The sequence below is a fragment of the Robertmurraya phoenicis genome (assembly GCF_047302285.1).
In the GTDB taxonomy this organism is placed as follows: Bacteria; Bacillota; Bacilli; order Bacillales; family Cytobacillaceae; genus Robertmurraya.
The window spans coordinates 3512090-3525886 of record NZ_CP154845.1; the positions used below are offsets into that span (position 1 = coordinate 3512090).

The 13797-nt window shown below is 38.9% G+C and carries 13 protein-coding genes; all 13 read right to left on the reverse strand.

Features of this window, described 5'->3' with window-relative positions:
• Window positions 1-30: 30 nt before the first annotated feature.
• The 13 genes from AA0X71_RS17480 to AA0X71_RS17540 all read right to left on the reverse strand — a co-directional run bounded on the left by AA0X71_RS17480 (window position 31) and on the right by AA0X71_RS17540 (window position 13795).
• Window positions 31-822 carry an enoyl-CoA hydratase gene (locus AA0X71_RS17480; protein ID WP_413356586.1) on the reverse strand — a complete coding sequence of 264 codons (792 nt, stop codon included), beginning with the start codon at window positions 820-822 and terminating at the stop codon, window positions 31-33.
• A 781-nt stretch (window positions 823-1603) separates the two neighbouring features.
• Complete coding sequence (locus AA0X71_RS17485) at window positions 1604-3214, reverse strand: long-chain fatty acid--CoA ligase (protein WP_413362659.1); 1611 nt, start codon at window positions 3212-3214, stop codon at window positions 1604-1606.
• A gap of 277 nt (window positions 3215-3491) precedes the next feature.
• Complete coding sequence (locus AA0X71_RS17490) at window positions 3492-4277, reverse strand: SDR family oxidoreductase (protein ID WP_413356587.1); 786 nt, start codon at window positions 4275-4277, stop codon at window positions 3492-3494.
• 13 nt (window positions 4278-4290) lie between these two features.
• Window positions 4291-5154, reverse strand: a complete 864-nt coding sequence (locus tag AA0X71_RS17495) for a fumarylacetoacetate hydrolase family protein (protein ID WP_413356588.1) — start codon at window positions 5152-5154, stop codon at window positions 4291-4293.
• Between the two features lie 27 nt (window positions 5155-5181).
• Complete coding sequence (locus tag AA0X71_RS17500) at window positions 5182-6225, reverse strand: AbrB family transcriptional regulator (protein ID WP_413356589.1); 1044 nt, start codon at window positions 6223-6225, stop codon at window positions 5182-5184.
• 18 nt (window positions 6226-6243) lie between these two features.
• Window positions 6244-7206 (reverse strand): NAD(P)-dependent oxidoreductase, encoded by a 963-nt coding sequence (locus tag AA0X71_RS17505; protein WP_413356590.1) that lies wholly within the window; start codon window positions 7204-7206, stop codon window positions 6244-6246.
• Between the two features lie 72 nt (window positions 7207-7278).
• Window positions 7279-7896, reverse strand: coding sequence for an RraA family protein (locus AA0X71_RS17510; RefSeq protein WP_413356591.1), 618 nt, complete (start codon window positions 7894-7896; stop codon window positions 7279-7281).
• A gap of 2 nt (window positions 7897-7898) precedes the next feature.
• Window positions 7899-8213: a DUF4387 domain-containing protein gene (locus AA0X71_RS17515; RefSeq protein ID WP_413356592.1), complete on the reverse strand. Its 315-nt coding sequence runs from the start codon at window positions 8211-8213 to the stop codon at window positions 7899-7901.
• Window position 8214: 1 nt separating this feature from the next.
• Complete coding sequence (locus tag AA0X71_RS17520; RefSeq protein ID WP_413356593.1) at window positions 8215-9585, reverse strand: acyclic terpene utilization AtuA family protein; 1371 nt, start codon at window positions 9583-9585, stop codon at window positions 8215-8217.
• Between the two features lie 18 nt (window positions 9586-9603).
• Window positions 9604-10677, reverse strand: coding sequence for an Ldh family oxidoreductase (locus AA0X71_RS17525; RefSeq protein ID WP_413356594.1), 1074 nt, complete (start codon window positions 10675-10677; stop codon window positions 9604-9606).
• Window positions 10655-12190 carry a tripartite tricarboxylate transporter permease gene (locus AA0X71_RS17530; RefSeq protein WP_413356596.1) on the reverse strand — a complete coding sequence of 512 codons (1536 nt, stop codon included), beginning with the start codon at window positions 12188-12190 and terminating at the stop codon, window positions 10655-10657. Before AA0X71_RS17530 ends, AA0X71_RS17525 begins: the two co-directional genes overlap by 23 nt.
• 13 nt (window positions 12191-12203) lie before the next feature.
• Window positions 12204-12662 carry a tripartite tricarboxylate transporter TctB family protein gene (locus AA0X71_RS17535; protein WP_413356597.1) on the reverse strand — a complete coding sequence of 153 codons (459 nt, stop codon included), beginning with the start codon at window positions 12660-12662 and terminating at the stop codon, window positions 12204-12206.
• Between the two features lie 104 nt (window positions 12663-12766).
• Window positions 12767-13795 (reverse strand): tripartite tricarboxylate transporter substrate binding protein, encoded by a 1029-nt coding sequence (locus AA0X71_RS17540; RefSeq protein ID WP_413356599.1) that lies wholly within the window; start codon window positions 13793-13795, stop codon window positions 12767-12769.
• Window positions 13796-13797: the final 2 nt, after the last annotated feature.

Sequence of the window (13797 nt, forward strand, 5' to 3'; positions counted from 1 at the left end):
AAAAGCATCTATTCCAGACCTATAAAGCGATTAATCCCCTGTAAAATTCGGTTTTCTTTTTTCTATAAATGCGGCGATTCCTTCTTGATGATCCTTCGTTTGTCTCATCGCATACTGTCCATTTTTCTCTAACTCTAATAGTTTTAGAAGCTGCGGGCGGTTTTTTTCTGCGAGAATCTTTTTCGTCTTAATCATTGCTTTTATCGGCTTGGTTAACCAATCTTCGATTCTAGCCTGTAGTGCTTCCTTATAATTAGGTGCGACCTCATGGATCAAATTTAGTTTCATTGCCTCTTCAGCAGTGAGTACCTTTCCTTCCCAAATAAGCTGTTTCGCTTTGTTTTCGCCCATTCTTTTCTCGAGGAAGAAATGTGCTCCACCATCTGGGATAAGACTAATTCCGATAAAATTCATAGCAAGCTTACTCTTTTCATCAGCAATTATGTAGTCAGTCGCCAAGGCAAGGCTAAATCCTAATCCAGCAGCTGCCCCAGAAATAGCGCTAATGGTCAGCATTGGTAAACTATGAATCGTGACGACCAATTCGCTAATATTGTCCATAAGGAAGAAGAAATCGTTTTCATCTCCTTCCAAATTAAGCATCGTTTTGATGTCCCCTCCAGAAGAAAATGCCCGTTCATCTCCAGTAAAAACGACAATATCAATCTCATCAGATTTACTAATTTCCTTCAGATTACCGGTCAATTCCTTAATCATTTCTACATTTATCGCATTTAGGCTTTGAGGACGATTAAATTGAATGGTGGCCACTCGTCCTTCCACTTTCACATTTAACGTATTGGTCAGAAACTCTGTCGTCATTTCCATTCCCCCTCCGATAGTTCCTCACCTCCATTATAAGGGCAATATAAAGAAAGGATAAGTATTTTTTACATTATTTTAAAATTACTTAATTTTCTATTAAAAAAGGCTCTTTTCGTAAACATTGTTGCTAGGAGAATAAAGCCCTATTATTACTCGTTAAATTTGGTTCAAGTAAGCGAAAAGTACCGCGCAAAAATAATATGTGTTCTAAAACCTCATTTGAGGGGTAAATGTCGGCCTGTGATTTTTTCGGAAAAAAAATTTGGACATTTACGAAAAAACCACAATCATTACGAAAACAGCATAAATAAGCTAACCTTTTTTTGATTCGTTACTTCAACTTTTCACTCACCACAAATCATAAAAAATCTGTTAAGTTATTCCTATTATCCTACTCTGAACGTTTTTCAAATTTAAGAACAAAGCTCCTACAAAATGTAGGAAGCTTCCGGTTTGTCTCATTCAATCCAACCATCTCTCACTCTTAAGCGGAATTTTTCCTGTTATCTCTTCGATGGAGTCCCTTTTAGGAGAAATAACGGAAGATTTTCCGCTTATGGAGAGCAAAATCGTTTATTTTGGCATTTTTTGAAGGAATAGCAGGAATTTTTCCTGTTATTTTGGCTCTTTTTCGTGATGCTTGCTCATTAAGCGGAATTTTTCCTGTTATTTTTTCATGCCGATACGCCAGCTGTATATACGAACACGTTATCCACAAGTCGAGGGAATTTATCCTAGACAATAAAAAAAAGAGAAGCCAGATTTGGCTTCCCCAATCTCAATTCTTCTGTAATTCCTCTTGAACTTTATCTCGTAGAGCACGTTTGAGAAATTTGCCGACTGATGTTTTTGGAATTTCGTCTAAAAATAAGACATCATCTGGCAACCACCATTTGGCGAATTGCGGTTTAAGGAATTCTAATAGTTCTTCTTTTGTGACCTCTGTATTGTCCCTTAATACGACACAGGCAACAGGCCTTTCCTGCCATTGTTCATGGGGGACTGCTACAACAGCTGCTTCAAACACTGTCTCATGGGCCATTAATGCATTTTCTAGATCAACAGAAGAAATCCATTCTCCACCACTTTTAATTAAATCTTTTGTGCGATCGACAAGTTTGATAAAACCTTCCTCGTCAACCGTAACAACGTCTCCCGTATAGAGCCAGCCGTCCGAAAAAGCTTCAGCCGTTCTTTCATCGTTATAATACTCTGAAGCAATCCATGGACCTCGGAGTGCAAGTTCGCCCATTTCTTGCCCATTCCAGGTAACTTCTCCGTTCTGCCCTACTATTTTCATTTCTAATCCAGGGACGAGTATCCCCTGCTTTGCCCGTATATCGAGTCTTTCCTCATAAGATAATTCTTCCTGATAACTTTTTAACGTGGAAATGACTGCAAGTGGACTTGTTTCTGTCATTCCGTAACCATGCATAAACGGAATATTGTATTTCTGTTCAAACGCTCGAATCACCGATTTCGGTGCGGCTGATCCCCCACATAAAACAGCTCTCAAACTACTAATATCATATTCATTCTCTTCTAACTCTTTTAATAACCCTAGCCAAATCGTTGGTACTCCTGCTGAAAATGTTACTTTTTCTTGTTCGATCAACTCTGCCAATATTTTTGGAGTGAAATATGGGCCTGGCATGACTAGAGTTGAGCCAAACCAAACACCAGCAAAAGGAAGTCCCCAAGCATTAGCATGGAACATCGGGACAATCGCCATTGCTACATCTCTCTCGCTTAGTGCGGCACTATCAGCCATCCCTAGTGCCATGCTGTGTAAAACCGTGCTTCGGTGTGTATACACAACACCTTTCGGATTTCCAGTCGTTGCCGAAGTATAACACATCCCCGCTGGATCATTTTCATTGAGATCCTCTGGATACTCAAAATCATCGCTTCCATTACGGATTAGCTCTTCATAATGGTAAACAGGTGAAAGACTTGTCTCAGGTAGCTCCTCTTCGTCTGTCATGATTACATATGCTTTTACAGTGGGGAGTTCACTTTGACATTTTTCAATTAATGGGACAATATCCGCATCAATCAGTAGGATTTTATCTTCTGCATGATTAATAATGTAGGAAATATGATGGGGTGCTAAACGTATGTTGATCGTGTGGAGGACAGCTCCGCTACATGGTATCGCAAAATAGGCTTCCAAATGACGATGAGTGTTCCATGCGAGCGTTCCGACCTTATCTCCTTTTTGAACACCAAGCTTTTGGAGGCTATCGGCTAATCTTCTCGTTCTTTCTGCCATTTCCTTATAGGTGAATTTGGCAATACCTTTTGTTGTGCGAGAGATTACCTGTTTTTTCGGGAAAAATTTCTCTGCTCTTTTAATCATTTGCGTCATCGTTAAAGGGGTTTGCATCATCACTTTTATCTTCCTCCTTTCAAATTTAAAACGCTTACATTTTGTTGCTTGTAAATGTTTATGATTTCCCTTATAAAAGATTCTCTCTTTTAGTAGAAAATCCTTTTTTTGAGAAAAGAATATTCATCTATTATAAATAACACCCTTGCAAATAATTTAGCAAGGGCACAGATGCATTATTTGTGAATTAACAGTTAATCCAAAAGTATCCTATTTCCCATGTTTCCACTACTTATTTAGTGATACAGATTTCGCTGTTCCTATTTTTCAAGAACATTTATATTCCCTTAACCATCCCGCCATCGACTAAAAAAGATTGTCCAGTCATGTAGGAATTTACATCCGATGATAGGTAAGTTACAAAATTTGCGAATTCTTCAGGTTTTCCGTATCGTTTAAGCGGGATATTTGCTTGGGATTGTTTTTCGATATCTTTTTGTGAGATTCCTAGTTTGTTGGCTTTAATTAAATCTAGTTTCGCTACTCGGTCTGTTGCTATTCGTCCAGGTGCTACTGTATTAACTATAATATTGGATGCTGCCAATTCTTCTGCAAGTGTTTTAGTTAGGCCGACAATCCCCAGTCGAAACGTATTGGAAAGGATGAGCCCTGGGATCGGTTGTTTAATCGAGGAGGAAGCAATATTGATGATTTTACCTCCGTTTTTCTGCATAAAAGGAATGGTACAACGAATCATTCGAACATAGCTTAGTAGATTTAATTCAAAAGCATCCTGCCAGGCCTTATCATCCAATTCTAGTAAGGAGCCACTTGGAGGCCCACCTGCATTATTTACGAGAATATCGATAGAACCAAATTCTTTAATAGTATACTGTACTAATGCTTTAATATCTTCAGAGTTGGTGATATCGGTAACGATATGAGAGACACGGCCCTTTTCGAGTTGAGTTAGTTCCTCCCGTACTTTCATTAATTTTGCTTCATTCCGGCTGGCAAGCATAACATTTGCCCCTTCTTTCACAAGTTGAGCAGCTATGGCCTTGCCAAGCCCTTGACTTGATGCGATGACTATAGCTATTTTTCCATTTAAGTTCAAATTCAATTGTTTCACTCCCTTATTTTGTTTTTAAATCGATAACAGTATTAGTAAGTGTATCGAAACCATCTATTTCACAACCCACAACATCCCCATCGCGAATAACGACGGCCCCTGGCGTTCCCGTTGAAATAATGTCTCCTGGGAGGAGGGTCATCACTTTTGAATGAAAAGATACTAGGTACCAAGGATTAAAGGTCATATTTGACACTTTATTTTTTCGGTGCAAGTTTCCATTAATGGTAGTAGAGACCTCTAATTCTAATACATTTTCCACTTCATCAGGTGTCAGTAAAGTAGGACCAAAACTAAAGAATGTATCAAAACTTTTAGAACGGGTTAAGTACCTAGGATTTTTCTGTAAAATATCCTCAGCTGTCATATCGATAATCGTAGTAAAGCCAGCAATGAAATTGGATGCATCTACTTCCTCCACATCTTTGCATGTTTTGCCAATTACAATTCCAAGTTCAGACTCTGCTGTTGTCCTTTCGGATTGAAACGGAATTCTAATCGTATCATTTGGTCCAATTATTGTTGTATCGGGTTTCATAAAACTAGCAGGTTCAGTACTTGGTGCTTTTTCGCTTAGATCGGCTGCATGCTCAACATAATTGAGCCCGATGCCCCAAATTTTCTTAGGATGTCTGTACAGAGGCTGACAATCCACTTCGTCCCATTGAAGAAGGTATTCATTTTGGATTAAATCCGTAGTAAACCAATCTCGAAGGCTTAATAACTGTTCTTTTTCAATCAAACTAAAAATCGAAGTCTCCCACTTTGTTTTAGCGAATTTGTTAAACGTTTCTATCGGTAAAAGTCCAGATGGTGTGACAATTACTCCCATTTCTTTTTCATGATATTTGACAGTGGCTAGTTTCAAATTCTCTACACTCCCTTGTATATTCATTTATCCAATCTTATTTTCTGAAACAACTATTTTCTTCAATAAATAGGACGCAACTCTAGGTATGAGTAAAAAAACAATGACCAGTCTTGCGATTTGTATGGTTGTGACAAGTGATGCATCGAGATGTAAGGAGTAAGCGATGGATGCCATCTCACCGGCACCCGCTGGAACTAAGCTTAAAATGGAAACCAAATAATTTGTCGATGTGAACATAGTAAAGAAAAGGGACACTATCAGACTGATGATAAATAAGCATAAAATTGAAAACACGCTGATTGGTCCAATTCTTTTTAATTGAAACAAGCTTTCTTTTGTAAACCGAAGTCCAATATATCCTCCAATGAGCACCTGTCCCAAAACAGTCAACAGTTGAGGAGGGGTGGGAATGGAGAATATAAAGTTATTTAGGATAAAACCTAGAATCATCGAATACAATAACGCACCAGCTGGAATTTTAAATCGATTCGAAACGACAATGGCAATTGCGCATAAGATCAAAATTACGAAAACATCTAATAGATGAAAATGGCTGAAATCAATTATGGTATTTCGGTTTACCTCTAGTGAAAAGAAGGTGCTTATAATAAATGGAACGACTAGCACGAATAAGACGATTCTAGTTGAGTGGAAAGCCGCGACTATTTGCTGGTTGGCACCATAATCCTTTGACAGAGCAATTGCCTCTGAAGCACCACCTGGAATGCAACAAAAAAAAGCTGTTATCCGATCCAAATCAGTAAAACGAAAGAGAAACTTCCCGATAAGAAGAGCTCCAACTATCGTAATGACAAGACAAATGAATAATGGTGTTAAATAGTCTTTTAAAATAAGAAAAAAATGGACGTCCATAATGAGACCAATATTGACCCCTAATAAGGAAAGGGCAATTTTGAACATGATATCAGGTAAGAAGACTCTTTCGAATGCCAATTTGAATACTACTCCAGTAAGGATAGGTCCTACCAGCCATCCTGCAGGAATATGAAGCAAATTGAATATTGTTCCTACAATCACGATGGAAACAATATATACAACTATAATCATATGAAAACCTTCTTATACTTATTTTATAACTTCCTCATTGATGATTCTTTTAGGTTCTTTACGAACAAAATAGGATATAACATTATCGATCGCCGTCGTTAAAAATTGAGTCAGCATTTGATCGGTTTTCCAGCCAATATGAGGTGCCAGCACCACATTTTCAAGCTGTAAAATGAGATTGTCTGGTTGAATTGGTTCTTGTGTAAATACATCGAGTCCAGCACCTCCAATTTGTTTTTCATGTAATGCCCAAATCAATGCCTCCTCATCCACAACTTTTCCGCGGGAAGTATTAATGAAGAAAGCATCCTCTCGCATCAACTGAAAATGCTCCTTTTTAAGCAAATGGATTGTTTCAGGAACTAAGCGAACACTGATTGAGATGTAGTGAGCTTCTTTTAATAATGATTCAAGAGATACATATTCTACATCTTGTTCATCTGCACGTTCTTTCGTCAGTCTTGGTCCCCAAGCAATGACCCGCATATTAAATGCTTTCGCAACTTGAGCGACCCCGGCACCAATTTTTCCTAACCCAATAATGCCGATCGTCTTGCCGTCAAGGCTGCTTCCCACTGCATGTGGCCAGTTTCCATTTCGTATTTCTTGATTAAGAGAAATCAATTGTCTAGAATGAGTGAGGATGAATCCGAAGATTAATTCGACAACCGCTCTTGATCCCCCAGGTGTAGTAGCAATCGGAATACACAAACGATTTGCTTCACCTTTATCAATATGGGCTAATCCTCCACCAGTTTGAGCGATTAATTTCACATTTTTCATATGCTGGAGAATTTCTTTTGTGAATTTTGTCCGTTCTCGAATGGGAATGACAATATCTGCTGATGCTAATCGTTCAATAAGGACTTCCTTCGTTGGTTCGTCATGATAAATTTCCACATCAAAATGTTCTCTTAAGGGAGCAATTATTGAATTATCTTCGAAAAAATATTCCCAGTCATCTAGAATAATTGCTTTCATTAATATTTCCTCCTTTTTGTATATGACTAAAAGCGAACGCCTATAATACTACGTTCGCTTCTTGGAATCTCATTAGTCAGCAAGCTGTTTATTAATATACTCAATCGCTGCTTCACGGCTTGAGAGGACTGTTCTTTCACGCTCTACATCTTTTACTAATTTTGCTTTCGCTTTTCCGATGATATCTTCTGCCTGATCTAGAGGGATGCAAACGACGCCATCCTCATCTCCCAAAATATAGTCACCAGGGTTAATAACTGTATCGCCGCAGGAAATCGGAACGTTGACCTGTCCTGAACCATGTTTATCACTTGCTGCAGTTGTGACTCCCTTACAGAAAACAGGGAAGTTCAATGCTCTAATTCCAGCAACATCTCGAACGACGCCATCAATAATGACACCTGATAATCCTAATGTTTTTGCTAATCCAATCACAAAATCACCTGCAGAAGCGTTGTTCAAATAGCCTTTTGCATCGACAACCAGTACGTCACCTGGATTTGCATCACGGATTGCTTGGAGCACTAATTTATTATCTGCTGCGCGAACTTTTACGGTGAAAGCTTTTCCTGCTGCTTTCATATCATTTGTTAATGGTTTGATAGCCGGATCCAGATTATTTAATCCGTTTAGTGCATCAGAAACGCAGGTGGTGGTTAGTTCTTTTAATTCATTTAATAGATTATCCATTTCTAGTTCACTCCTAATGAAAGATTTAATAAAGGCACATGTTGCTGTGCACCAAAGACATCGGTATCGTAAAAGTCTCCAGAAGGATGAGATCTTGGGATGGAGAATTTAATCGATAGAGCTTGGTCGTAATAATAGATTTCTACATCCTCTGGAGGGGTTTTATACAATTCTCCAATGCTCTCAGGGTTAATAATATTTGCGTTTTTGGCCTGCTCGTAAAAGCCCTCATTCTCAAAAATCAAATCAAATGTTAGAAAAAAGGGGCCCGCGTTCTTACTGCGCAAAATATAAACTGCATCTTTAAGTGTTGTCATCTTATACCTCCTTATATTCGATAGGGAACAACTCATATGGGTCATTTGGTTCCACTACATGGTTTGATGAAAAAGAGAAAACTTCTCCAACGGAAATATCAGGAGGGGAAAACGGGAATGCCGTATTTCCTGATATACATAGACGCCCCTCGAAATGACTGTGTAAAACGAGTGTTCTAGTTGTCGCAAGAATGGCAGTGGTTAGTTCTTGTTCAGTTGCTACAACATCAATCAGTAGCCCTATCTCATGACTCATCATTGTTTCCGGCTCTGTTTCACCCATCACCCCGTTTAAGCCATATTTTCGAAATAAAAGTTGATAGTCTTTTTCGTGATCGATCTCCGCATTGTAAATGGAATCAAGCTTTCCTCTAAGTTCTTCACGCACAAAATCAAGATAGTCGTCGAGCTGTGATAATAAAATCGGATCCCTTAAACCTGCTAGACAAACAGAGCGGTAGCCGATTTTTTCAACAGACTCGAATTTAATGGTATATGATTCTGCTCGAGTAAATTGGCTTCTAGTCACACGAACGCTGCTAGGTGTCAGTTGCTCGTAAACCGCCTTTGTCGTGTCGATTGTGCCACCGGGCTCCTTAATATGAAAAGGACTGGTATTCTCATACATTGTATGAGCAGCGACATTTTTCCAAGGAAGTGTTTTCTTTGGATTAGGTGTTTCGATAACAAATTCATCATTTCGGATATAAGCCATGATGCAATCGTGGCTTTTCGGAAAAGCAGTTGCAGCTCCGCATTCAATAATTTTGGCTGCATGCCAAGCTGGTCCGGGATTCATATTGTGCTTTAAAGCGACTGCAGAGAAAACAGAGGCATCGGTTGCTCTTCCAGTAATGATAACATCGGCCCCTTCGTCCAATGCTTTCATAATTGGTTGTGGTCCCATCATTCCAACAACCTTATGCATATTTTTAATCGTTTCCTCTGTAATCTGAACAGTGGAACTTAAAGGTGATATTTTTCCACTCTTAAATTTGTTCAGTAAGTAGTCTCTATCGATCTCAGAGCGAATAACAGCTAGTTTAAAGTGGAGGGATTCCTCCTCGGTAATTTCGTCCAAAATATCGGTTAGAAATTGAACCCCCGCATTGCTCCCAGTTCCTCCCGCAGATCCAATAATGAGTGGGATATTCTTCAAACGTGCAGCCTTTAATAGCAAACGTAGATCTCTTTTTACGGCGGCTTTTGAGATAAAAGATTTGCCACTCCCTAGGTAATAAGGACCAGGATCAGTGGAGCCAGCATCACAAGCAATGAAGTGAGGGTTCATTGCTAAGCTTTTGTCCAATGATTCTTTTGGAAAACCATATCCTAGAATCCCTGATGCAGAAACAGCTCGAATCTCTTCCATTTCAATTCCTCCTTCCATTTAGACTTGTTCAACTAATAAAGATTTGGGAATTTCTATGCCATTTTCTTGATAAAGCTGAATGAGAGCCTCATATAATTTCTGAGGCAAATGGACATATCCGTCTTCTTGATTGAGTTTTGATTGCCATTCTCTTTCACCTGGAAGAAGAATTTCTCGATCTGCCTGTATTCTTGGTGAAGACTTAATGCTTTCAATCAGTTCCTTCAATCTTCCTTCAAAATATTCATATCGCATAAATTTTTCTATATCGATAGCAATAAATAAATGGCCAACATTTCTTTTGTCATTAGCATCGTGGTCAACCATTTGCTCACTAAAGTGAGAGCCGGTTAATACGGCAGCTAGAATTTCAACCATAAGGGTAATTCCATATCCTTTGTAATCTCCAACTGGTAAAATGATTCCTTTTAACGCTTCTATCGGATCGGTAGTGGGAGTGCCTTTTTCATCAAGTGCCCATCCTAGTGGGATGGCTTCACCTCTATCCTTTGCTACTCGGATTTTCCCCTTTGATGCTACACTGTTTGCCATGTCTAATGTGATTGGGTAGCCTAAATGGGTAGGTACTGAAATCGACCAAGGATTGTTTCCAAGTAAAGGTTTTAAGCTACCAGTAGGAGCAATAGCAGGGGAGGCGTTTGTTAAGACAATCCCAATTTGCCTTTCTTTGCTGGCCATTTCCGCGTAGTGTGCAGCTACTCCAAAATGATTGCTCTTGTGCACTCCAATGATGCCAACTCCATTGTTCTTACATTTTTTTATCGCTTCTCGCATGGCTTTATAACCAACGACAGCACCAAGTCCATGATCTCCATCGAAGACATCGACAGTTTCGCTTTCATTCACTTTTCTTATATCCGGGTTTGGCTTGATATAGTGATGCTTCAATTGTTCTACGTATCGATTCAATCGGAAAAGTCCGTGGGTATAAATCCCTTTACGGTCTGATTCTAGTAATGAACCAATTTGGATATCAGCATCTTCTTCAGTAACACCCACTTCCATTAACATCTTTTTCCCAATGGTTACGTAATCTTGTTCGGATACTTTATATGTTTGCGTTTTGCTCATTGTTTGCTTTCGCTCCTTTGATTTTTTTTACGGCAATATAAATAAGAATGAGAATATTTCCTATGAAGAGAATCGTAAATAATGGTCTGCTGAAGACGGCAAATAAATCATCAGAGAACAAGCGGTATGTTCTGAGAAACTCGCTTTCAACCATGCTACCTAAGATAATCCCCATTACGACTGAAACCACCGGATACTCAAGCTTTCGCATGATATACCCAATGACACCGAATATTAAAGCAACGAAAGGATAGACCATTGACTGAATAATGCTGTAGGTCCCAATGACCGTCATGGCAAAAATGGCAGGAATTAATAATTTTGTAGGGACATAAACAATTCTTGCAAAATAGTAGATAAAGATAATCCCTACTAATAAAAGAACAATTGCTTGCAAGAAGTTAGAAATAATAAAGGCATAGACAAAGTCCATTGAGTCGCGAACGAGATAGGGACCAGGAATCATCCCATGCATTAAGAAAGCAGAAAGTAAGACAGCCGCCGCTCCTCCTCCAGGAATACTAAAGGCTAAGGTTGTAGCCATCGCACCAGCTTCTGATGCATTATTAGCAGTTTCAGAGGCAACGATTCCGCGGGGATCTCCTTTGCCGAATTGGCTTTTATCCTTTGCGCTTTCTTGCACTTGGCTGTAGCTTAATAGAGAAGCAATGGAGCTTCCTGCAGCTGGCAATAAGCCAACAACTACCCCGATAATCGATCCTTTAAAAAGAACCATTCGATGTTTCAGACCTTCTTTAAAACCTTCGAAAATCTCTTTTAAGAACTCTGATGGTGTCCTTTTATTTCTTTGGCTGACTTCTTTATCATCTGTAACGAGTGTATTTTGTTTAATCAGGTAAAATAATTCGGATATCGCAAATAATCCAATGACAGTTGGAACGAGAGGGAGGCCATCGTAAAGTTCATAAAATCCGAATGTCCCTCTTGGTTGTCCAAGTGTACTCATTCCGATCGTTCCGAGTAATAAGCCAAAGAATCCGGCAACAAGACTTTTGACAAAACTCCCTTGCACCAATCCAATAATCGTGAGAGCGAGTAGCACGATCATGAGCATTTCTGGCGGACCAAACTTTAAGACGAAGGCGCCGAGTGGCTGCATGAAGAAAAAGAGAAGTCCATACGAGATGAAGACTCCGATAAAGGAACTAATAAGCCCTAATCCCAATGCAAAATTCTGTCTTCCTTTTTTTGTTAATTGATAACCATCAAAGGTTGTCGCAACCGCCCCTGGGGCACCAGGCATATTAAACACAGTTGCCGTTACACCACCGCCATAGACAGCACTTGTATAGACAGAAGATAAAAAGACAATTGCCTGAATAGGAGTCATATACATAGAAGGGACGAGCATAAGTCCTATTGCAAGTGTGGCAGATATACCAGGGATAGCGCCCATGATGAGTCCATAGACAATCCCAACGATAATAAATAAGTAAACCTTCCAATCTGATAGAAGAAATAACGCGTCAGTAAGAGCTTCAATGTTTAGCAAAAATAATCCCCCCTTATATCAAAAATCCACTGATGACATTTTGATTGAGAAACGTAACGAAGAGCATGTAGATACATACTAAGATAATGAAAGGGACTAATAGGATTTGCTTCCAACTTCGTGACCCTAACCAATAGACAACGATAGCAAAAAACAGAAAAGACGAAACGAAATATCCTAGTAAGTTAATGAAGAACAAATAAATGGTTAATAGGATTAACAGAATAATCGTTTGATTTTTGATGATCTTGCCGATTCCAATTGCTTGTAAGAAATTCTTGATATCATCCATATTTAACTTACGAATATCAAGCAGAAGTTGAATGAGGAGCAGAATACCAAGTGTAATAATCGTAAAGGTGATAACGGCATGGTGTTCAAAATTATTTGATTGACCCATTACTTGTAAATAGTAAATAGCTGAAAAAATTGTAATTCCAATCAGGAATAAGATATTTGCTAAGTTTTTCATCAAGACACCTCGCTTTTTCAGGTTTTGCAGCAAAGTAATTCCTTTTTTGTGGATAAAATAACCCTTTACTTCATAAGCAAAGGATTATTTTATGTGTTTCATGTTTATTCATTAAATAAATCCTTATATTTCTTAATTGTTTCGTCAGCTTCTCGGAACATTTGCTCTGAAGCTTCAATATTTAAAAGACTCATATACATATCTGCATCTTCAGCCCATTTCAGGAAATCAGGGTTTTCATACGTTTTTTCCAATGCTTCCCGTAATATTTCAAATCTCTCTGGATATTGTTCCTTAAAGGAAGCATGTGTTGATAAAAGACGGAAGTTTTGAACAACACTTGTGAAATCATCTAAGTAGTTAGATAGAATGTCCTCGGAAAGTGGTATACTCTCATCTAGTACATGAGGAGTTTGAGAGAATAATAGTAAAGGTTTTGCTTCGTCTCCAACTGCTGTTACTGTACCTTCATAGTCAGATGTCATGAAGTCAATATGCCCACCTAATAAAGCAGCACGTTGGTCTCCACCACCATCATATGGGACTTCTTTTAACTCAACATTGTCAGCGCTTTCTTTTATTACAAGAGCTGCAATATGAGAGGCTGAACCTGGTTGATAGCCAACTGAAATTTTGCCAGGATTGTCTTTGATTGCTTGAATTAAATCTTCAACTGTTTGGTATGGTGAATCTGATTTTACCCATACAGCAATTGGAGCTTCGTGCGTGACACCTAGAGTGGCAAAGTCATCCACACTATATTCTCCACCTCTCATAATTCCTCCGCTGAAATGGTATTGTAGAGGATAGAAGAGTGTTTGACCATCATCTTTTTGCTGTAAGAAACTGATAGTACCTACGATAGAGGCACCTCCATCTCTGTTTTCGACTGTAACTGGAACACCTAGGTATTCCTGAAGATATGGGGCAAGCGCTCTAGCTTGTCTGTCGTTACTACCACCTTCCCCAGTTGGTACAATGATAGTAATCGGTTTGGTTGGCCAATTCTCAGATGACTCCCCTTTTGTACCCGAGGAAGCGTTTTCAATTTTCTCTTGACTATTACATCCTAATAAAATGGTTGCTAAAGTAATCAGTAAAGTAAGTAGTAAAGTAAGTTTTTTCTTTCTCACAA